Here is a 21,545-nt window from a genome sequence, read left to right on the forward strand (position 1 = left end):
ATCAGGCGTTACGGTCGATGAAGCGGCTGGCGTTCTTGTCGATGGAGCCGATCAGCTCCGGCGAGCCACCGCGGAACTGACGGAACACATTGCGTCCGGTGGCGCTGCTGTTGCTGGTGCCGGCCGGGATGCTCAAGGTCGGCTGGAAGCTGTCGCTCAGTTCCATGTAGGCCGACCAGGGACCGATGTATGACTCGTTCAAGCCGTTGGTTTCGCTGAGGGCGTAGCGCACCGCCTGGCCAGGGAGCCAGTTGGGCTCGCTGGGGGTGTGGCTTTGCCAGCCATCGACCAGGATTGTCGGGACCGCGCTTGGGGTTTCCAGGTAGCCCGTCGGCTTGTTCGGGCTGTAGTTCTTCAGCAGCAGGTAGGTGCTCCAGCCCCACCAGTTGTCGATGGTCTTGCTGTCATTGAGATTGTTGACGTCGCTGCGGCGCAGCACTTTGTCACCGCTCATCACGAACAGTGGCGAGAAATTGCCGCTCTTGGCGGCATTCAGATCCGGTAAGGCCTTGAGAGCCGCGTAACTGGCGGGCGCCGGCAGGTTGCCGCTGAGGTAGCAGGTAAAGATCTCGTCTGCCGAACGCTGCACCGCCTGTTTCACCTGCTGGCGATTGCGATGATCGACGCTGTCGAAATAACGCTTGTCGCCGTAGGCGTGCCAGCGGTCGCCCTGGGCGTTACTGACATTGAGGCCGAACTTGCTGTCCTCGTCGTGCATGAAACGGGTAATCAGCGAGCCCAGGTCGCTGGGGGTGACCACCGCCGCCACCTGTTTGCGTGGCACTCGTACATGGCCGGCAGAAAACAGGTCGGTGAGGAAGTGGTCGGCGAAGGCGTTCATCGCATAGGCCAGTTCCAGTTGCTTGTCGTCGGCAGTCTTACCCGCCAGTACCGCTTGTTGCAGGGCGGCCGTGTGCCCGGCGATATAAGCCGCCAGGGCCCATTCGCCAAAGTGGTCGGCATTGTTGGCCGCCAGCTTCAGGTAGCGCCCCAGAGGGAACAGGGCGGAGACCGCGCTGCCGCCACCGGTGATCCGGTTCCACTCTTCAGACAGGGTATCGCCCAGGGCGTCATAGGCTTCGTGGGGCTGTTTGCCGTCGCGGATCGCCTGGTTGGCGGCAACGATTTCCTTCTGCATCACCGCGAGGATCTGTCGGGCTTCGTCTTTCGCCGCCGGCAGTACTGCCAGGGAGTTGAAGGCCGCGGTAAAGCGTTGCACTCGATCAGCCGGCGTCGCGCCTTCGCAGATCGGCTGCTCGGGAATGCCGTAGAAATCGCCGCCCAGGGCAACCACCTGGCCATAGGTCAGAGCCAGGCCGTTGGGCAGGTGCAGTTCGACCTGCCACGCGGGAATGGCCGGGGCATCCTTGACGAAGCGCAGCAGAGTGCTGTCGCCAATGGCGGTGTGTTCACCGCCCTCAAAACGCAATTGAGGCAGGCCCCTGGCGGACTTTTGCGGGGTGTGGGGCAGGTCTTCCGGGCGGTGGTACTTGATGGTGTGGTGGCCGTCGGTGACCAGCACCAGGGTGTCGCCATCGCCGGAAATGGCGATGCCTTGTTCAGTGAACAAACGGTCCAGATCGGCAATGATCTTGCCGGCCTGTTGTGGCTGTTGCTGCATCTGTGCAGAGAGTCCTGACATTTCTAGCTCCTTGATATGTCATGGTTATGCTTGGTTTAACTGTATGTATATACAGTTATCGTGAGCATAATTGAAAATGACACGCCGTCAAGAAGACGGTTACGTGAGGGCGGGTTGATTGGATTATCATTAGCGCCCTAACGACAGGCTCAAGGTCCCCCCGCGCATGCTGGCTATTTTTTTCGAAACCCTGGCGATCACTGCGCCGGTGTTTGCGATGCTGTTTCTGGGGCTGCTGCTCAAGCGGGTGGGGTGGATCAATGACAACTTCATCCATACGGCGTCGGCCCTGGTGTTCAACGTCACCATGCCGGCCTTGCTGTTTCTCGGCATTGTCCATGCCGACCTGCATGCCTCACTGAAGCCTGGTGTACTGATCTACTTTTCGGTGGCCACCCTGGTCTGTTTTGCCCTGGCCTGGGGCTGGGCCATCTGGCGTTGCCCGAAGGTGGATCGGGGGATCTATACCCAGGGGGCGTTTCGCGGCAATAACGCGATCATCGGCCTGGCCCTGGCGGCCAGCATGTATGGGGATTACGGGATTTCCCTGGGGGCGCTGCTTGCCGCGTTGGTGATTCTTTACTACAACACCCTGTCGACGGTGGTCCTGGCGGTCTACAGCCCGGCGATCAAGTCCGACCCTTGGAGCATCTGCAAAAGTGTGTTCAGCAATCCGTTGATTGTTAGCGTGCTGGTGGCTGCGCCGTTTGCCTACTGGCAGATCAGCCTTCCCGGCTGGCTGGAGACTTCGGGAAAATACCTGGCACAGATGAGTCTGCCTCTGGCGCTGATCTGCATCGGCGGCACGTTGTCCATGGCGGCCTTGCGCAACAGTGGGCGGATGGCCATGAGCTCCAGCCTGCTGAAGATGGTCAGCCTGCCGACGCTGGCAACCTTTGGCGCTTGGTTATGCGGTTTTCGCGGGGCGGAACTGGGGATTCTGTTTCTGTATTTCGGCAGTCCGACTGCTGCAGCGAGCTATGTCATGGCCCGGGCGGCCAATGGCAATCATGAGCTGGCGGCGGCCATTATCGTCATCACCACCGTGATGGCGGCAGTGACCACCAACATTGGGATCTTTGTGTTGCAGTGGGGTGGGTGGATCTGAAGCTGTTCACCGTCAAGCCGGCTCTTATAAGGCGGCGCTAGGAGGCGGCTTGTCGGCGAACAACGGGTTCACTGCGGCTGCTGATAAGCGTCAATCACTTCCTGGGCTGCGCGAAACGCATCGATGGCGGCCGGCACTCCGGCATACACCGCGCAATGCAGCAGCGCTTCACGTATCTCTTCCACGGTGCAGCCGTTGTTCAGGGCGCCACGCACGTGGCCCTTCAACTCCTGGGGACACTTCAGCGCGGTCAGCGTTGCCAGGGTGATCAGGCTACGGGTTTTCAACGGCAGGCCATTACGGTTCCACACGCCGCCCCAAGCGTGTTCGTTGACGAACTCCTGCAGTGGCTGGGTGAATTCGGTGGCGTTGCCCAGAGCTCGGTCGACGAAGGCGTCGCCCATCACTTGGCGACGCATTTGCAGTCCGCTTTTCTTGTTTTCGCTCATGGCGCTTCTCTCTTGTGTTGGCGGCGCCAGGCCCGTAGCGAACTGAACAGCAGAAACGCCACCAGCGCTGGCAGGACGAAAAACAGCATCAAGTGTTCCAGCTTGCCCGCCAGGGGCATGCCCGTGGTGAAGGACACCACGTGCAGCCCATAGGCCAGGTAAAGGCCGAGAAACAGCAAGCCTTCGGCCCGGGTCACGCGATACCCCGAATAGAACACCGGCAGGCACAGCACCGCGACGCCGAGCATCACCGGCAAGTCGAAATCCAGGGCGTTGGGCGAAACCGAGAGCGGCGTCGGTGCCACCAGGGCGGTAAACCCCAGGACCCCCAGCAAGTTGAAGAGATTGCTGCCGATGACATTGCCCACGGCGATATCCCGCTGGCCCCGCAGGGCCGCGAGCAGGGAAGTGGCGAGTTGGGGCAGGGAGGTGCTGACGGCAATCACCGTCAGTCCCATGACCCGCTCCGACAAGCCCAGGTCGTCGGCCACGGTGACGGCGGCGCCTAGCAGCAAGTGTCCGGCGAAGACCAGCAGCCCCAGGCCGATAAGCACCATCAGCATGCTGCTGAACCTGGGCGCGAAACCGCGCTGGCCGGCTGGAGCGGGCAGGTGATGGCGTGCCGAGTGCCGCGACTGGCGCAACAGCAGGAGCAGGTACAGCACCAGGGCCGCCAGCAGGATGACGCCGTCGGAGGGGGTGAGACGCTCGTTATAGGCCAGGATGAATACCAGCAGGCTGGCACCGATCATCAACGGGATATCCAGGCGCACCAGCTGTCGCGATACCCGCAGCGGAATGATCAGGGCCGATAGACCCAGGGTCACCAGGATGTTGAAGATGCTGCTGCCGATCACGCTGCCCACGGCGATATCGGTGTTGTCGGCCAGGGTCGCCTGCAGGCTGATGGCCATCTGCGGCGCGCTGCTGCCGAAGGCGACGATGCTCAAGCCCATGATCAGCGGACGTACATGCAGGCGCGCGGACAAACGTACGGCGGCACGCACCAGCAACTCGGCGCCGGCGATCAGCATCACCAGGCCGCTGATGAGTTGGATCAGGCTGAGCAGGGGCAGTTCGGCAAAGGCGGTAATGGCTCGGGCTCCGTCGGTCAGTCGCTGAGGGCTTGGATGCGTACTTTGGCGGTGCCGCTGCGCAGCATGCCCAGCTGTTGCGCGGCAGCGCGGGATAAGTCGATCAGGCGGCCGCGGGTGTGCGGGCCACGATCGTTGATACGGACCACGACGCTTTTGCCATTGCCCTGGTTGGTGACTTGCACTCGGGTGCCGAACGGCAGTTCGCGATGGGCCGCAGTGAGGCCGTTCTGATCGAAGGGCTCGCCGCTGGCGGTGCGTTTGCCATGATGGCGGGCGCCGTAATAGGAGGCTGTCCCGGTCTGGTCATAACCTCGAGGGTCGATGATATGGCTGCTGGCGCAGCCCGTGAGCAGAGCGAGCAGGGCACAGGCCACGAACCAGGGACGGGGAGTCATTATTCGCAGGAGCTGGCTTGCCAGCGAAGACGGGCTTGCATCCCCGCGATTTCGACTGACAAGCCAAGGCTGCATTTTTCGATCAGCCTTCGAGCTTGCTTTTCAGCAGCTCGTTGACCTGTTGCGGGTTGGCCTTGCCCTTGGAAGCCTTCATCGCTTGACCGACGAAGAAGCCGAACATCTTGCCGCGCTTGGCCTCGTCGGCGGCGCGGTACTGTTCGACCTGTTCGGCGTTGGCCGCGAGCATTTCATCCAGCACCGCGGAGATCGCGCCGCTGTCGGTGACTTGCTTGAGGCCGCGCTTGTCGATGATCTCGTCGGCGCTGCCCTCGCCATTGGCCATGGCTTCGAACACGGTCTTGGCGATCTTGCCGGAGATGGTGTTGTCCTTGATCCGCAGCAGCATGCCGCCCAGTTGTTCGGCCGAGACCGGGGCTGCGTCGATTTCCAGGCCCTGCTTGTTGAGCAGGCTGCCCAGTTCGACCATGACCCAGTTGGCGGCGAGCTTGGCGTCACCGGCAATGCTGGCGACCTTCTCGAAGTAGTCCGCCTGCTCGCGGCTGGTGGCCAGGACGCTGGCGTCGTAGACCGACAGGCCGAACTGCTCCTGGAAGCGCTCGCGTTTCTGCGGTGGCAGTTCTGGCAGGGTGGCGCGTACCTGGTCGAGGAAGGAATCCTCGATAACCACGGGCAGCAGGTCCGGATCGGGGAAGTAACGGTAGTCGTTGGCTTCTTCCTTGCTGCGCATCGGACGGGTTTCGTCCTTGTTCGGGTCGTACAGGCGGGTCTGCTGGATCACTTTGCCGCCGTCTTCGATCAGATCGATCTGGCGACGGATCTCGCTGTTGATCGCCTTCTCGATGAAACGGAACGAGTTGACGTTCTTGATCTCGCAGCGGGTGCCGAACTCGACCTGGCCCTTGGGGCGGACCGAGACGTTGCAGTCGCAACGCAGCGAGCCTTCGGCCATGTTGCCGTCGCAGATGCCCAGGTAGCGAACCAGCGCGTGGATCGACTTGACGTAGGCCACGGCTTCCTTGGCGCTGCGCATGTCCGGCTCGGACACGATTTCCAGCAGCGGCGTGCCGGCGCGGTTCAGGTCGATGCCGGTGGCACCGTTGAACTCTTCGTGCAGGCTCTTGCCGGCGTCTTCTTCCAGGTGCGCGCGGGTGATGCCGACGCGTTTCATGGTGCCGTCTTCCAGAGGGATGTCCAGGTGGCCCTTGCCGACGATTGGCAGTTCCATCTGGCTGATCTGGTAGCCCTTGGGTAGGTCAGGGTAGAAGTAGTTCTTGCGGGCGAACACGTTGTGCTGGCCGATCTCGGCGTCTACCGCCAGGCCGAACATCACCGCCATGCGCACCGCTTCCTGGTTCAGCACTGGTAGTACGCCGGGCATGCCCAGGTCGATCAGGCTGGCCTGGGTGTTGGGCTCGGCACCGAAGGCGGTGGAGCTACCGGAGAAAATCTTCGATTGAGTGGTGAGCTGGGTATGAATCTCCAGCCCGATCACGACTTCCCATTGCATGTGTGTCTCCTCAGAAGCCGGTTGGGGTGCGGGTGTGCCAGTCAGTGTTCAACTGATACTGGTGCGCAACGTTGAGCAAGCGGCCTTCCTGGAAATACGGGGCGAGCAGTTGCACGCCGACCGGCAAGCCGTCGACGAAACCGGCCGGCATCGACAGGCCCGGCAGGCCCGCGAGGTTGGCGGTGATGGTGTAGACGTCTTCCAGGTACGCGGCGACCGGATCGCTGCTCTTGGCGCCGAGCTTCCAGGCCGGGTTGGGCGTGGTCGGGCCGAGGATGATGTCGACTTCGTTGAAAGCGGTCATGAAGTCGTTCTTCACCAGGCGACGGATTTTCTGCGCCTTGAGGTAGTAGGCGTCGTAGTAGCCGGCGGACAGCGCGTAGGCGCCGACCATGATCCGGCGCTGCACTTCGCTGCCGAAGCCTTCGCCACGGGAGCGCTTGTACAGGTCTTCAAGGTTGGCCGGGTTCTCGCAACGGTAGCCGAAGCGCACGCCGTCGAAACGCGACAGGTTGGAGGAGGCTTCCGCCGGGGCGATCACGTAGTACGCGGGAATCGCGTGCTGCATGTTCGGCAGGCTGATTTCCTTGATCACCGCGCCGAGCTTTTCCAGCTCCTTGATGCTGTTGTGGATCAGTTCGGCGATGCGCGGGTCGAGGCCGGCGCTGAAGTACTCCTTCGGCACGCCGATGCGCAGGCCCTGCAGCGAGCCGCTGAGGCTGGCGCTGTAGTCCGGCACCGGTTCATCGATGCTGGTGGAGTCGTTCGGGTCGAAGCCGGCCATGCCTTGCAGCAGGATCGCGCAGTCTTCGGCGGTGCGTGCCAGCGGGCCGCCCTGATCGAGGCTGGAAGCGTAGGCGATCATGCCCCAGCGGGAAACGCGACCGTAGGTCGGCTTCAGGCCGGTGAGGTTGGTGAAGGCGGCGGGCTGGCGGATCGAACCGCCGGTGTCGGTGGCGGTGGCCGCAGGCAGCAGGCGCGCGGCTACGGCGGCGGCTGAACCACCGGACGAACCGCCGGGCACGTGCTCCAGGTTCCACGGGTTTTTCACTGCGCCGTACCAGCTCGACTCGTTGGCCGAGCCCATGGCGAATTCGTCCATGTTGGTCTTGCCCAGGGTCACGGCCCCGGCAGCGGCCAGCTTGGCGACCACGGTGGCGTCATAGGGCGCCTTGAAGTTGTCGAGCATCTTCGAACCGCAGCTGGTGCGGATGCCTTGGGTGCAGAACAGGTCTTTGTGGGCGATCGGTGCGCCCAGCAGGGCTCCGCTCTCACCGTTGGCGCGACGTTCGTCGGCGGCTTTGGCCTGGCCCAGGGCCAGGTCTTGGGTGAGGCTGATGAAACTGTTGATCTGCGGATCCAACTGAGCGATGCGCGCCAGCAGGGTCTGGGTCAGTTCTACAGAGGAAAACTTCTTGTCGGCGAGGCCGCGGGCGATCTCGGCCAGAGTCATGTGGTGCATTGCAGGCTCTTTCCCTTTAGTCGATGACTTTCGGAACCAGATACAGGCCGCTTTCGACCGCTGGTGCGATGGACTGATAGGCCTCGCGATGATTGGACTCGGTCACAACGTCTGCGCGCAGGCGCTGGCTGGCTTCCAGAGGGTGGGCCAGGGGCTCGATACCATCGGTATCGACTGCCTGCATTTCATCCACCAGCCCGAGAATGCTGTTAAGGGCGGAGGTGATGTGTGGAAGATCGCCTTCATTGAGCTTGATGCTGGCCAAATGAGCGATTTTTTCCACGTCGGAGCGTTCAAGCGCCATGGGATTCTCCAGTGGAAAACAAAAACGGATTTCGTCCGCGTGTTAGATTGTCGGAACACTACCGCATTTCTACGGTCTTATGGCCGCGATTGTGGGGTTTGGTGCACAGAAAAGCGGCCAATTTAACATATTGGCGCCTTGCCCAAAATCCCTGTCGTTGTTAGAGTTTGCCGCACTTTTTTACCCACGCGTTGCCTAGGGTCCCTTTCCCATGTTCAAGAAACTGCGTGGCATGTTTTCCAGCGATCTTTCCATTGACCTGGGCACTGCCAACACCCTTATTTACGTGCGCGAGCGCGGTATTGTCCTGAATGAACCATCGGTTGTGGCCATTCGGACCCACGGTAATCAGAAAAGTGTTGTTGCGGTTGGTACTGAGGCCAAGCGCATGCTCGGTCGTACTCCGGGCAACATTGCCGCCATTCGTCCGATGAAGGACGGCGTGATCGCCGACTTCAGCGTCTGCGAAAAGATGCTGCAGTACTTCATCAACAAGGTTCATGAAAACAGCTTTCTGCAGCCCAGCCCTCGTGTGCTGATCTGCGTTCCATGCAAGTCCACCCAGGTTGAACGTCGTGCGATCCGTGAATCGGCCCTTGGCGCCGGTGCCCGTGAAGTGTTCCTGATCGAAGAGCCAATGGCCGCTGCGATCGGTGCCGGCCTGCCGGTTGAAGAAGCCCGTGGTTCGATGGTCGTGGACATCGGTGGTGGTACCACTGAAATCGCCCTGATCTCCCTGAACGGTGTGGTTTACGCCGAATCCGTACGTGTTGGTGGCGACCGTTTCGACGAGGCCATCATCACTTACGTGCGTCGCAACTACGGCAGCCTGATCGGTGAGTCCACCGCTGAGCGCATCAAGCAGGAAATCGGTACTGCCTATCCAGGCGGCGAAGTACGTGAAGTCGACGTACGCGGCCGTAACCTGGCTGAAGGTGTGCCACGTGCCTTCACCCTGAACTCCAATGAAGTGCTGGAGGCTCTGCAGGAGTCCCTGGCAACCATCGTTCAGGCGGTGAAAAGTGCCCTGGAGCAATCGCCTCCGGAACTGGCTTCGGACATCGCCGAGCGCGGCCTGGTGCTGACCGGTGGTGGCGCTCTGCTGCGTGATCTGGACAAGCTGTTGGCCCAGGAAACCGGTCTGCCGGTGATCGTTGCCGAAGATCCGCTGACCTGTGTTGCTCGCGGCGGTGGCCGTGCATTGGAAATGATGGACAAACACACCATGGACCTGCTCTCCAGCGAGTAACTTCGCCGGTTGCATCTATGCTGTTGCGCTCACAGGCAGCACTTTGCAGTGCTGCCTGTGGCGTTTATCTTCTGTCAATCTGCATCCAGGCCGGTTTGATGCCGTATGAATAAACACAACATTTGCCTGGGAGGAGCGGCTTATTAAACCGCTTTTCGCCAAAGGCCCCTCATTGGGCGTGCGCCTCCTGGTGCTGGTCGTACTGTCGGTCGCACTGATGGTGGTCGATGCCCGCTTCACACTGCTCAAGCCAGTGCGTAGCCAGATGTCGCTGGTGTTGATGCAGTCCTACTGGATCACCGACCTGCCGCAGCGGCTATGGCAGGGCGTGGCCAGTCAGTTCGGCAGTCGCACCGAGCTGGTCGCTGAAAACGAAAAACTCAAGACCGAAAACCTGCTGCTGCAGGGACGCATGCAAAAGCTTGCCGCCTTGACCGAGCAGAACGTGCGTCTGCGCGAGTTGCTCAACTCTTCGGCACTGGTCAACGAGAAGGTTGAAGTGGCCGAGTTGATCGGCATGGACCCCAACCCCTTTACCCATCGCATTATCATCAATAAAGGTGAGCGTGACGGCGTGTTCCTCGGCCAGCCGGTGCTCGATGCCCGTGGCTTGATGGGGCAGGTGGTGGAGTTGATGCCTTATACCTCGCGCGTCCTGTTGCTGACCGACACCACCCACAGCATTCCGGTACAGGTCAATCGCAACGGCCTGCGGGCCATTGCCAGTGGCACTGGCAACCCGGAGCGCCTGGAGTTGCGCCACGTGGCCGACACCGCCGATGTCAAGGAAGGCGATTTGCTGGTCAGTTCGGGCCTTGGCCAGCGTTTCCCCGCTGGATATCCGGTGGCCACGGTCAAGGAAGTGATCCACGATTCCGGTCAGCCATTCGCCATTGTGCGAGCGGTGCCCACTGCTGCGCTGAACCGCAGCCGTTACCTGTTACTGGTATTCAGTGATCCGCGCACGGCCGAAGAGCGGGCCAATGATGCGGCCCAGGCTCAGGAAGCCCAGGACCAGCAGGGTGGCAATACCACCCCGGCGGTGCCGGCCACGGTGCCCAAGCCTGCGGTGACTCCAGCGGCCACTGCCGCGCCTGCCACTGCCCCCACTGCTGCACCGGCGACTCCGGTCAAGCCGGCCGCCCATGCGCCGGCCAAGCCGGTCAATAAACCTGTGGTGAAACCGGCGGCCCAGCCTCCGGCTGCGGCACCGGCCACCACCGGAGGAAGAGAATAATGGCGGGTAGCACCTATTCGCAAAACGGCTGGATCGTCTGGCTGACGTTTCTGATCGGCATGCTGCTGAGTGTGTCGCCTTTGCCTCAGTTCATGGAAATCCTGCGCCCGCTATGGCTGGCCCTGCTACTGGCCTTTTGGGCCCTGGCCCTGCCGCACAAGGTGGGCATGGTCACGGCTTGGTGCCTTGGGCTGGCGGAGGATGTGCTCTACGGCACGCTCCTGGGGCAGAACGCCTTGATCCTGACTCTGATCACCTTCCTCGTGCTATCCCTGCAACAGCGTCTGCGGATGTTCCCGATGTGGCAGCAGAGTTTGGTGATCCTGGTGATCTTTGGCTTGGCGCAGTTGGTCCAACTCTGGCTCAGCGCCCTGACCGGTAATCGCCAGCCGACCCTGGCGCTGGTCCTGCCAGCCCTGGTCAGTGCGCTGTTGTGGCCGTGGGTCAGCTTTGGCCTGCGTGGGTTGCGCCGACGTTTCAAAATCAATTAATTCGGTCAGGCATTGGCCCGCACCTCGACAGGGAGATGTCTTGATGAATCCGCTTTACCTCGCTTCCGGTTCGCCCCGTCGGCGTGAGCTGCTCACCCAGATCGGTGTGCCCTTCACCGCCATCAGCGCGGACATCGATGAAACTCCGCTGGCTGATGAATCCCCTGCGGCTTATGTCGAGCGTCTTGCCCGTGGCAAGGCGGCGGCCGGACGCGCCCTGATCACCAGCAGCGAATCCCGGGCCCCGGCCTGTGTGCTGGGAGCCGATACGGCCGTGGTGCTGGATGGGCGGATCCTCGGCAAACCGCTGGACCAGGCCGACGCCCTGGCGATGCTCATGGCGCTGGCCGGGCGCGAGCACGAAGTATTGACCGCCATTGCCTTGCTCGACGGAGAGCGCTGCGAGTCGAGAGTGGTGCGCAGCCTGGTGCGGTTTCGCGCCATCTCCGTTGAGGAAGCGAGCATCTACTGGGCCAGCGGCGAGCCTCGGGACAAGGCCGGCGGTTATGCAATCCAGGGGCTTGCGGCGGTGTTTGTGTCAGGGCTCAATGGCAGTTACTCCGCTGTGGTTGGCTTGCCGGTGTGCGAAACCGCAGAACTGCTTGGCCATTTCGGCATACCCTGTTGGCAAAACCTTCCAGTGCGCTAAAGCGCCGTACCCGACTGCTGCGGCCTTCTATGAACACGCCTGAACGAGACACTGCCATGAGTGAAGAGATTCTGATCAACATCACGCCGATGGAATCACGGGTGGCGGTGGTCGAAAACGGAGTGCTGCAAGAGGTTCACGTCGAACGGACCCAGCGCCGCGGTATCGTTGGCAACATCTATAAAGGCAAGGTGGTGCGGGTATTGCCCGGCATGCAGGCCGCCTTCGTCGATATCGGCCTGGACCGCGCAGCGTTTATTCATGCTGCGGAAATCTCCACCCGTGAAGGTACGGCGGTGGAAAGCATCAGTGCCCTGGTGCATGAAGGGCAGAGCCTGGTGGTGCAAGTCACCAAGGACCCCATCGGCACCAAGGGCGCCCGACTGACCACCCAGTTGTCGATTCCCTCACGTTATCTGGTGTACATGCCCCGTACCGCCCATGTCGGCATCTCGCTGAAGATCGAGGATGAAGCCGAGCGTGAGCGCTTGAAGCAGGTGGTCAGCGACTGCGTGGCCCAGGAAGGCATCAAGGAGGCGGGCGGGTTCATCCTGCGTACTGCCGCCGAGGGCGCCGGGGCCGATGAGATCCTGATGGACATTCGCTACCTGCGTCGGCTCTGGGATCAGATCGGCGTTCAGATCAAGACCATTGGCGCGCCCAATGTGATCTACGAAGACCTGGGCCTGGCGCTGCGTACCCTGCGGGATCTGGTGAGTCCGAAAATCGAGAAGATCCGCATCGACTCCCGGGAAACCTTCCAGAAGACCACTCAGTTCGTTGCCGAGCTGATGCCGGAAATCGCCGATCGCCTGGAGCACTACCCCGGTGAGCGGCCGATCTTCGACCTGTACGGCGTCGAGGATGAAATCCAGAAGGCCCTGGAGCGCAAGGTGCCACTCAAGTCCGGTGGTTATCTGGTGGTGGACCCGGCGGAAGCCATGACCACCATCGACGTCAACACCGGGGCCTTCGTCGGTCATCGCAATCTTGAGGAAACCATCTTCAAGACCAACCTCGAAGCCGCTACCGCCATTGCCCGGCAACTGCGCCTGCGCAACCTGGGCGGGATCATCATCATCGACTTCATCGACATGGAAGACGAGGAGCATCAGCGTCAGGTACTGCGGACCCTGGAGAAGCAGCTGGAGCGCGATCACGCCAAGACCAACATCATCGGCATCACCGAACTGGGCCTGGTGCAGATGACCCGCAAACGCACGCGCGAGAGTCTGGAGCAGGTGCTCTGCGAGCCCTGCAGCAGTTGTCAGGGACGGGGCAAGCTGAAGACTCCGGAAACCATCTGTTACGAAATATTCCGTGAAATCCTCCGTGAGGCCCGGGCTTATCAGGCAGAAGGGTATCGAGTGCTGGCCAATCAGAAAGTGGTGGATCGTCTGCTGGACGAAGAGTCGGGCAATGTGGCGGAGTTGGAAGGTTTTATCGGCCGTACCATCAGGTTCCAGGTCGAAACCATGTACTCCCAGGAACAATACGACGTGGTGCTGCTCTGATTTCCCGTGTTTTACACCACTGGAAACGGCTGGCTTCAGCTTTTTGCATGACTTTTGCCATGGGAGCCAACTGAGATGGAGCGGCTGATCCGCTTGTTCACCACGCTGATTCGCTGGGGGCTGGGCTCCTGCGCGTTGCTGCTGGTGGTGACGGCCTTGTACGTCAGCCTGGGTCGGGAACTGACTCCGTTGGTGGCTGAGTACCAGGCCGAGGTCGAAGCCAAGGTGCAGCAGGCCGTGGGGCTGCCGGTGCATATCGGTAGCCTGGAAGGGCGTTGGAGCGGACTGTCGCCGATTCTCCTGGCACACGATGTGATGGTGGGCGAGGGGGCCAACGCCCTGCGCCTGGACCAGGTCAGCGTGGCCCCGGACATGCTCGGCAGCCTGTTGGCCCGTGACCTGCGCATAGGGCGCCTGGAGCTCAGTGGTCTGAGTCTGAGCCTCAAGGAGGGCGCGGACGGCCAATGGCAATTGCAAGGCCTGCCAATGCAGCAGGACCAACCCATGGATCCGGGACAACTGCTGACTCGCTTGCAGCAAGTTGCGGAACTCTCCCTGTTGGACAGCCAAGTCACTTTGCTGCCGCAGGATCATTCGCCGCTGGCCCTGACCTATGTCGGACTCAATCTGCGCACCGGTCCCAGCCGCCAGCGCCTGGACCTGCGCCTGACCCTGCCGGACGGGCAGCCCCTGGCCGTCAACCTGCGCACACGCATCCAGGCGGATGCATGGCGCGACGCCCGGGCCGAGCTGTACCTGAGCCTGCCGCAAAGTGACTGGTCGCGCTGGCTGCCGGCCCGTGTCACTCAGCAATGGAAACTCTCCGAACTCAAGGCCGGTGGCGAGCTGTGGCTGACCTGGGCCAAGGGCACAGTGCAGAGCGCGGCGCTGCGCTTGAATGCGCCACAGCTAACCGGCGCCTATGCCGAGCGCACGCCAGTCACCCTGAAGAATCTGGCGTTGAATGCCTTCTTCCAGCGCAGCGATCAGGGCCTGCAGGTACAACTCGATTCCCTGGCGCTGAGCCTTGGCGAAACCCGTTGGGAATCGCGCCTGCAACTGCAGCAAACCCAGGCCGGCGATAACCGTGAAGAACTCTGGCATCTGCAAGCCGACCGCTTGGACCTGACGCCGCTCACGCCGATCCTCAATGCCCTGGCACCTTTGCCGCAAGGCCTGGCCACCACCATCGAGCGCTTGAAGGTTAGCGGCGGGCTGCGCAATGTGCTGCTCGACTATCGCCCCCAGAACACCGGCGACCAGCGGCTGAGCTTTGCCGCCAACCTTGATCGGGTCGGCTTCGACGCCTATCACGGCGCTCCGGCGGCGCGAAACGTCAGTGGCAGCATCAGCGGCGACCTGGGTAAGGGCGAGCTGCGCATGGACAGCAAGGATTTCTCCCTGCACCTGTACCCGATCTTCGCCAAGCCCTGGCAGTACATCCAGGCCAACGCCACCCTGACCTGGAAACTCGACAAACAAGGTTTCACCCTGATCGCGCCCTACCTCAAGGTGCTGGGGGAAGAGGGCAAGATTGCCGGCGATTTCCTGATCCGGCTGCACTTCGACCACAGTCAGGAAGACTACATGGACCTGCGGGTCGGCCTGGTGGACGGCGATGGGCGCTACACCGCCAAGTACCTGCCCCAGGTGCTCAGTCCGGCGCTGGATGAATGGCTGCGCACGGCGATCCTCAAGGGCGCGGTGGATGAGGGCTTCTTCCAATACCAGGGTTCGCTGAACCATGACGCTATCGAGGCGGCCCGCAGCATCAGCCTGTTCTTCAAGGTGCATGACGCCGAACTGGCGTTCCAGCCGGGCTGGCCGCACCTGAGCAAGATCAGCGGCGATGTGTTTGTCGAAGACAGCGGCGTACGCATCGTCGCCAGCAAGGGGCAGCTGTTGGATACCAAGGTGCGGGATGTTTTCGTCAACATTCCCCATTCCGTTGCCGGTCAGAGCAGCCACATGTTCATCGACGGCAGTTTTGCCGGCGGCCTGGGTGACGGGGTGAAGATTCTGCAGGAAGCGCCGATCGGCACCGCATCGACCTTTGCCGGCTGGCAGGGCGAGGGCGACCTGCAAGGCAAGCTGAACCTGGACATCCCCCTGGTCAAGGGCGAGGAACCGAAGATCCTGGTGGACTTCAAGACTGACAAGGCGCGCCTCAAACTCAGCGAACCCGAGTTGGAACTGACCCAGCTCAAGGGCGACTTCCGCTTTGACAGTGCCAGGGGCCTGAGTGGCTCAGGGATCAGCGCCCAGGCTTTCGATCGGCCGGTCACGGCGCAGATTTTTGCCGATGGCAAGCCAGGCAAGCCCAATACCCGAGTGGTTGCCAAGGGTCAGGTTACGGTGAAGAAACTCACCGACTGGTTGAAAGTCAGCCAGCCGTTGCCGGTGTCCGGCGAAGTGCCCTTTCAGTTGCAACTGAACCTTGACGGTGCCGACAGTCAATTGATGGTCAACTCCAGCCTCAAGGGCATGGCGGTGGACCTGCCGGCGCCGTTTGGCATGGCTGCCAGCACCGGGCGCAACAGTGTGTTTCGCATGACCCTGCAAGGGGCCGAGCGGCGCTACTGGTTCAAATACGGCGAGTTGGCCGACTTCACTTTCGCGGCGCCCAGCGGCAAGCTCGCCGAGGGTCGGGGCGAACTGTTCCTCGGCGATGGTGCGGCCTTGCTGCCTCCTGGCAAAGGGCTGCGGGTACGGGGGATTCTCTCCGAGCTGGATGTGGAGCCGTGGAAGGCTCTGGTGGATCGCTATGCCGGAAAGGACCCGGGGGGCAGCGCCAAGCAGTTGCTCAGCAGTGCGGACTTCAAGGTCGGCAAGCTCAGCGCCTTCGGCACCTCGCTGGATCAGGTCAACCTGCTGCTGAGCCGCAAGCCCACTGCCTGGGAGCTGCAGATCGACAGTCAACAGGCCAAGGGCAAAGTCGGGATTCCCGATGCCAAGGTGGCGCCAATGGTCATCGACATGGCGTATGTGCGCCTGCCGGCCGCCGACCCGACGGCCCAGACCGATGAAAATGCACCTGATCCTTTGGCTTCGGTGGACCCGAAGAACGTTCCGCCACTGGATATATCCATTGCCCAACTGTTCCAGGGCCAGGACCTGATCGGTCGCTGGGCGCTCAAGGTTCGGCCGACGGCCAAGGGCATGGTCTTCAATGGCCTGAACCTGGGCCTCAAGGGCATGCAGTTGCAAGGCGAGGGTGGCTGGGAAGGTCAGGCCGGTGCCAGCAGCAGTTGGTACCGTGGCCGTATTGGTGGCAAGAACCTGGCGGATGTGCTCAAGGGCTGGGGCTTCGCACCGACCGTGACCAGTGAAGACTTTCACCTGGATGTCGATGGCCGCTGGCCGGGCTCACCGGCCTGGGTGGGCTTGAAGCGCTTCTCCGGCAGCCTGGACGCCACCCTGCGCAAGGGGCAGTTCGTTGAAGTCGAAGGCGGGGCCCAGGCCCTGCGGGTATTCGGCCTGCTCAACTTCAACTCCATCGGCCGGCGCCTGCGCCTGGACTTCTCCGACCTGTTCGGCAAGGGCTTGAGCTATGACCGGGTCAAGGGCGTGCTGGCGGCGAGCAATGGTGTGTATGTCACTCGCGAACCGATCACCCTCACGGGGCCGTCGAGCAATCTGGAGCTCAATGGCACCCTGGATATGGTGGCCGATCAGGTGGACGCCAAGCTGCTGGTGACCCTGCCGGTCACCAACAACCTGCCGATTGCCGCGCTGATCGTCGGGGCGCCTGCGGTGGGCGGGGCGTTGTTCCTAATCGACAAACTGATCGGAGACCGCGTGGCGCGCTTTGCCAGCGTCAAATACAACGTCAAAGGCCCGTGGAAAGATCCCCAAATCACCTTCGACAAGCCGTTTTGAGAATCCTCGATTCGTGCCTATGGAGTAGCATGGCGGCCTACCCTACAAGGAGTTCGCCATGTCTCTTGCGGTGATTCAAATGGTCAGCCAGAGCGATGTGCTGGCCAATCTGAACCAGGCACGGAGCCTGCTTGAGCAAGCCGCCGTTGCTGGCGCCAAGCTGGCCGTGCTGCCGGAAAACTTCGCCGCCATGGGCCGCCGCGACATGGCGGCCATCGGTCGTGCCGAAGCCCTGGGCGAAGGTCCGATCCTGCCATGGTTGAAACAGACCGCCCGCGACCTCAGGTTATGGATAGTGGCCGGCACCTTGCCGCTGCCCCCCGAGGATCAGCCCGAGGCCAAGGCCAACGCCTGTTCTTTGTTGGTGGACGATCAGGGACAGATTGTGGCGCGCTACGACAAGCTGCATCTGTTCGATGTCGACGTGGCGGACAATCGCGGACGCTATCGCGAATCCGATGACTATGCTCATGGAGACCGCGTGGTAGTGGCGGATACGCCGGTGGGTCGGTTGGGGCTGACGGTTTGTTATGACCTGCGCTTTCCCGAGCTGTACAGCGAATTGCGCGCCGCCGGCGCTGAATTGATTACCGCGCCTTCGGCTTTTACCGCGGTGACCGGCGCCGCCCATTGGGAGGTGCTGATCCGGGCCCGGGCCATTGAAACCCAGTGCTACCTGCTGGCGGCGGCCCAGGGTGGCGTGCATCCCGGTCCACGGGAAACCTACGGCCATGCGGCCATCGTCGACCCATGGGGACGCGTGCTGGCGGAGCAGGATCAAGGTGAGGGCGTGCTGTTGGCCGAGCGCGACAGCAGTGAACAGGCGTCCATTCGGGCGCGGATGCCGGTGGTCAGTCACCGGCGCATTTTCTCGCAAGGCGTTCAACGGCTTGCATAAGTACGACGAATTTAAGGCCAAAGCATATGAGCGGGTTGTTGTCCTCAGTCAGTGAACATCTTCTAGCCCCTGGCGGCGTGACCATCGAAAGCTTGCAGGGCGTGCTGGGGGATCTGGCCGGCCCGGGCATCGATGCCGCCGACCTGTATTTCCAGGGGCAGATTTCCGAGTCTTGGTCCCTGGAAGACGGGATCGTCAAGGAAGGCAGTTTCAACCTCGACCAAGGGGTGGGTGTGCGTGCGCAGTCCGGGGAGAAGACCGGCTTTGCCTACAGCAACGCCATCACCCTGGAAGCCCTGGGGCTGGCGGCCCGTGCTGCGCGATCGATCTCCCGGGCCGGACAGAACGGTACGGTGCAGGCATTCACCAGCCAGGACGTGGCGCAACTGTATGCGCCGGACAATCCTCTGGAAGTCATCAGCCGGGCCGAGAAAGTCGAACTGCTCAAGCGAGTGGACGCGGCGACTCGTGCTCTGGACCCGCGTATCCAGCAGGTCAGCGTGAGCATGGCTGGGGTCTGGGAGCGGATTCTGGTGGCCTCGACGGACGGCGGCCTGGCGGCGGATGTGCGGCCGTTGGTGCGCTTCAACGTCAGCGTCATCGTCGAGCAGAATGGCCGCCGCGAGCGCGGTGGTCACGGTGGCGGCGGGCGTACCGATTACCGCTATTTCCTCACTGAAGATCGGGCCATGGGCTATGCCCGTGAAGCGCTGCGTCAGGCCCTGGTCAATCTCGAAGCCATTCCGGCACCGGCGGGCACCTTGCCGGTGGTACTCGGCTCCGGCTGGTCCGGTGTGCTGCTGCACGAAGCCGTGGGCCACGGCCTGGAAGGCGATTTCAACCGCAAGGGCAGCTCGGCCTACAGCGGCCGCATGGGCGAGAGGGTGGCTTCCAAGCTTTGCACCATCGTCGACGATGGCACCCTGGCTGGGCGTCGCGGCTCCCTGAGTGTGGACGACGAAGGCACCCCGACCGAATGCACCACCCTGATCGAGAACGGTGTGCTCAAGGGCTATATGCAGGACAAACTCAATGCCCGCCTGATGGGCGTGGCCCGCACTGGCAACGGGCGTCGTGAGTCCTACGCGCACTTGCCGATGCCGCGCATGACTAACACCTACATGCTGGCTGGCGAAAGCGATCCGGCGGAAATCATCGCCTCGGTGAAGAAAGGTATCTACTGCGCCAACCTTGGCGGCGGCCAGGTGGACATCACCAGCGGCAAGTTCGTGTTTTCCACCAGCGAGGCGTATCTGATCGAAGACGGCAAGATCACCGCACCGGTCAAGGGCGCGACCCTGATTGGCAACGGTCCTGAAGCGATGAGCCGAGTGTCGATGGTGGGCAACGATTTGTCCCTGGACAGCGGCGTTGGCACTTGTGGCAAGGACGGGCAATCAGTGCCGGTAGGCGTCGGTCAGCCGACCTTGAAGATCGATGCGATCACCGTGGGTGGCACAGGGGCATAAGAGAAGAGGGCGCCGGGTGAACTGCTGGGCAGCTCACCCGTGGAGGGCTCAACGCAGACCGCGTTGGGTCTCGTCCAGCTCGCGGATGTACTTGAAGATTTTACGGCTGGAGGCCGGCGCCTTGTTATGGGCCACCTCGTGCTGGGCCTGACGAATCAGGGAGCGCAGTTGCTGGCGATCGGCGTCAGGGTATTCACTGACGAACTTTTCCAGAACGTCATCGCCGCCGCCGATCAGGCGGTCACGCCAACGTTCCAGGTTGTGGAAACGTTCGTTGTACTGCCGGGTGGAGGCGTCGAGTTGGTCGAGCAGTTGCAGAATCGCGTCGGTGTCCTGGTCACGCATCAGCTTGCCGATGAATTGCAGGTGGCGCTTTCGGGCGATATGGGCGACGTGCTTGGGCGCATCCGCCAGGGCCCGGCGCAAGGCGTCGGTCAACGGCAGTTTGTTCAGCAAGTCAGGCTTGAGAGTGGTAAGGCGCTCGCCGAGATCAACCAGAGCATGCAGCTCGCGTTTGACCTGGGATTTGCTTTTCTCCCCATCGAGGGAGTCGTCGTAAGAATCAACCATGGTGGCAGTCCGCAAAGAAACGCCGCCATGATAACCAGTCGAGGGCCGCTTGTCCGGCCCGGTCGCTCGCCGGCCTTAATCGAAAGCAGAATTTGAGTGGAGAACAGCATGAGTGCAGCACAAAGCGTCGGCCCACAGGCTTTGCCGGCCCTGCAGGAGCAAGTCGAGCAGATCGTTGCCGAGGCCAAGCGCCAGGGGGCCAGTGCCTGCGAAGTAGCGGTGTCTCTGGAGCAGGGCCTGTCGACTTCGGTGCGCCAGCGGGAAGTGGAAACCGTGGAGTTCAACCGCGACCAGGGCTTTGGCATCACCCTCTATGTGGGCCAGCGCAAGGGTTCGGCCAGCACCTCTGCCAGCGGCCCCGAGGCCATTCGTGAAACCGTGGCCGCGGCCCTGGCAATCGCCAAGCACACCTCCGAAGACGAAGCCTCGGGGCTGGCCGATGCATCCTTGATGGCCAAGGACCTGCAGGACTTCGACCTGTTCCATGCCTGGGACATCACCCCAGAGCAAGCCATCGAGCAGGCCCTGGCCTGTGAAGCTGCGGCCTTTGCCGCCGACAGCCGGATCAAGAATGCCGACGGCACCACCCTGAGCACCCATCAGGGCTGCCGGGTGTATGGCAACAGTCACGGTTTTATCGGTGGTTATGCCTCCACTCGCCACAGTCTGAGTTGCGTGATGATTGCCGAGGCTGACGGCCAGATGCAGCGCGACTACTGGTATGACGTCAATCGCCAGGGCCAGTTGCTGGCCGACCCTGCGAGCATTGGTCAGCGTGCTGCCCAACGCGCGGCCAGTCGACTTGGCGCCCGCCCGGTGCCGACCTGCGAAGTGCCGGTGTTGTTTTCTGCGGAACTGGCCGGCGGCCTGTTCGGCAGTTTTCTCGGCGCGATTTCCGGCGGCAATCTGTACCGCAAGTCATCCTTCCTTGAAGGCGCCTTGGGCCAACAGCTGTTTCCCCAGTGGCTGACCATCGATGAGCGCCCGCACCTGATGCGCGCCATGGGCAGTTCGGCGTTCGATGGTGACGGCCTGGCCACTTACGCCAAGCCTTTCGTCAAGGACGGGGAGTTGGTGTCCTATGTGCTGGGCACCTATTCGGGTCGCAAGCTGGGCATGCCGAGTACCGCCAACGCCGGTGGCGTGCACAATCTGTTCGTCACCCATGGCGATGAAGACCAGGCGGCGCTGCTGCGGCGTATGGGGCGTGGCCTGTTGGTGACCGAGTTGATGGGGCATGGCCTGAACATGGTCACTGGGGATTACTCCCGTGGTGCGGCGGGTTTCTGGGTCGAGAATGGCGAGATCCAGTTCGCGGTGCAGGAAGTGACCATTGCCGGTAATTTGCGGGACATGTTCAAGCAGATCATTGCCGTGGGTAACGACCTGGAACTGCGCAGCAACATCCGCACTGGCTCGGTGCTGATCGAACGCATGACCGTCGCTGGCAGCTGACTGCCCTCCTGAGTCACCCAAACGCGCCACCTCCCCGGGTGGCGCGTTTTTTTATGCCTGGCGCTTTTCTAAGCTGGCTTGCCAGCGAAGGCGTCCTGACGCTCGATACCCGGCATAAGGGCTCATTCGCCGGCAAGCCGACTCCTACA

General features: G+C 62.1%; 18 protein-coding genes. 10 read left to right on the forward strand and 8 right to left on the reverse strand.

Features of this window, described 5'->3' with window-relative positions:
* Position 1: 1 nt before the first annotated feature.
* Complete coding sequence (locus LOY69_RS04360; protein ID WP_265074178.1) at positions 2-1,642, reverse strand: phospholipase; 1,641 nt, start codon at positions 1,640-1,642, stop codon at positions 2-4.
* A gap of 166 nt (positions 1,643-1,808) precedes the next feature.
* Between LOY69_RS04360 and LOY69_RS04365 the strand changes: the two genes are divergently transcribed.
* The gene (locus LOY69_RS04365; RefSeq protein WP_102878363.1) at positions 1,809-2,750 is read left to right on the forward strand and encodes an AEC family transporter; all 942 of its coding nucleotides are present in this window, start codon (positions 1,809-1,811) and stop codon (positions 2,748-2,750) included.
* 68 nt (positions 2,751-2,818) lie between these two features.
* On the opposite strand, the gene LOY69_RS04370 is transcribed toward LOY69_RS04365, so the two are convergent.
* The 6 genes from LOY69_RS04370 to gatC form a co-directional block, all read right to left on the reverse strand.
* Entirely contained in the window at positions 2,819-3,199 is a 381-nt protein-coding gene (locus LOY69_RS04370; RefSeq protein WP_170001152.1) for a carboxymuconolactone decarboxylase family protein, read from the reverse strand.
* On the reverse strand, positions 3,196-4,260 hold the full coding sequence (locus LOY69_RS04375; protein ID WP_102878364.1) for a calcium/sodium antiporter: 1,065 nt from the start codon (positions 4,258-4,260) through the stop codon (positions 3,196-3,198). The genes LOY69_RS04370 and LOY69_RS04375 overlap by 4 nt, the downstream gene beginning before the upstream one ends.
* Before the next feature lie 50 nt (positions 4,261-4,310).
* Positions 4,311-4,691 (reverse strand): septal ring lytic transglycosylase RlpA family protein, encoded by a 381-nt coding sequence (locus LOY69_RS04380; RefSeq protein ID WP_110596015.1) that lies wholly within the window; start codon positions 4,689-4,691, stop codon positions 4,311-4,313.
* An 82-nt stretch (positions 4,692-4,773) separates the two neighbouring features.
* Positions 4,774-6,219 (reverse strand): Asp-tRNA(Asn)/Glu-tRNA(Gln) amidotransferase subunit GatB, encoded by a 1,446-nt coding sequence (gene gatB / locus LOY69_RS04385; protein WP_102878366.1) that lies wholly within the window; start codon positions 6,217-6,219, stop codon positions 4,774-4,776.
* Between the two features lie 10 nt (positions 6,220-6,229).
* Positions 6,230-7,681 (reverse strand): Asp-tRNA(Asn)/Glu-tRNA(Gln) amidotransferase subunit GatA, encoded by a 1,452-nt coding sequence (gene gatA, locus LOY69_RS04390; protein ID WP_102878367.1) that lies wholly within the window; start codon positions 7,679-7,681, stop codon positions 6,230-6,232.
* 16 nt (positions 7,682-7,697) lie between these two features.
* Positions 7,698-7,985, reverse strand: a complete 288-nt coding sequence (gene gatC / locus LOY69_RS04395) for an Asp-tRNA(Asn)/Glu-tRNA(Gln) amidotransferase subunit GatC (protein ID WP_011059250.1) — start codon at positions 7,983-7,985, stop codon at positions 7,698-7,700.
* 211 nt (positions 7,986-8,196) lie between these two features.
* On the opposite strand from gatC, the gene mreB reads away from it, so the two are divergent.
* The 8 genes from mreB to tldD all read left to right on the forward strand — a co-directional run bounded on the left by mreB (position 8,197) and on the right by tldD (position 19,371).
* Positions 8,197-9,234: a rod shape-determining protein MreB gene (gene mreB / locus LOY69_RS04400; protein ID WP_002555108.1), complete on the forward strand. Its 1,038-nt coding sequence runs from the start codon at positions 8,197-8,199 to the stop codon at positions 9,232-9,234.
* A 142-nt stretch (positions 9,235-9,376) separates the two neighbouring features.
* The gene (mreC, locus tag LOY69_RS04405) at positions 9,377-10,471 is read left to right on the forward strand and encodes a rod shape-determining protein MreC (protein ID WP_170001240.1); all 1,095 of its coding nucleotides are present in this window, start codon (positions 9,377-9,379) and stop codon (positions 10,469-10,471) included.
* Positions 10,471-10,962: a rod shape-determining protein MreD gene (mreD, locus tag LOY69_RS04410; RefSeq protein ID WP_102861138.1), complete on the forward strand. Its 492-nt coding sequence runs from the start codon at positions 10,471-10,473 to the stop codon at positions 10,960-10,962. Before mreC ends, mreD begins: the two co-directional genes overlap by 1 nt.
* A 43-nt stretch (positions 10,963-11,005) precedes the next feature.
* Positions 11,006-11,611 carry a Maf family protein gene (locus LOY69_RS04415; protein WP_265074179.1) on the forward strand — a complete coding sequence of 202 codons (606 nt, stop codon included), beginning with the start codon at positions 11,006-11,008 and terminating at the stop codon, positions 11,609-11,611.
* A gap of 56 nt (positions 11,612-11,667) precedes the next feature.
* On the forward strand, positions 11,668-13,125 hold the full coding sequence (gene rng, locus LOY69_RS04420; RefSeq protein ID WP_102861140.1) for a ribonuclease G: 1,458 nt from the start codon (positions 11,668-11,670) through the stop codon (positions 13,123-13,125).
* Positions 13,126-13,200: 75 nt separating this feature from the next.
* A complete protein-coding gene (locus tag LOY69_RS04425) occupies positions 13,201-17,004 on the forward strand; it encodes a YhdP family protein (RefSeq protein ID WP_170001151.1) in 3,804 nt (1,267 codons plus the stop codon).
* 58 nt (positions 17,005-17,062) lie between these two features.
* Complete coding sequence (locus tag LOY69_RS04430; RefSeq protein WP_102861142.1) at positions 17,063-17,902, forward strand: carbon-nitrogen hydrolase family protein; 840 nt, start codon at positions 17,063-17,065, stop codon at positions 17,900-17,902.
* Positions 17,903-17,928: 26 nt separating this feature from the next.
* Positions 17,929-19,371, forward strand: coding sequence for a metalloprotease TldD (tldD, locus tag LOY69_RS04435; protein WP_102861143.1), 1,443 nt, complete (start codon positions 17,929-17,931; stop codon positions 19,369-19,371).
* A 48-nt stretch (positions 19,372-19,419) separates the two neighbouring features.
* On the opposite strand, the gene yjgA is transcribed toward tldD, so the two are convergent.
* The gene (gene yjgA, locus LOY69_RS04440) at positions 19,420-19,941 is read right to left on the reverse strand and encodes a ribosome biogenesis factor YjgA (protein WP_102861144.1); all 522 of its coding nucleotides are present in this window, start codon (positions 19,939-19,941) and stop codon (positions 19,420-19,422) included.
* 108 nt (positions 19,942-20,049) lie between these two features.
* On the opposite strand from yjgA, the gene pmbA reads away from it, so the two are divergent.
* On the forward strand, positions 20,050-21,396 hold the full coding sequence (gene pmbA / locus LOY69_RS04445) for a metalloprotease PmbA (protein ID WP_102861145.1): 1,347 nt from the start codon (positions 20,050-20,052) through the stop codon (positions 21,394-21,396).
* Positions 21,397-21,545 lie beyond the last annotated feature (149 nt).

It is taken from the genome of Pseudomonas sp. B21-059 (assembly GCF_026016285.1).
Taxonomy (GTDB): Bacteria; Pseudomonadota; Gammaproteobacteria; order Pseudomonadales; family Pseudomonadaceae; genus Aquipseudomonas; species Aquipseudomonas danubii.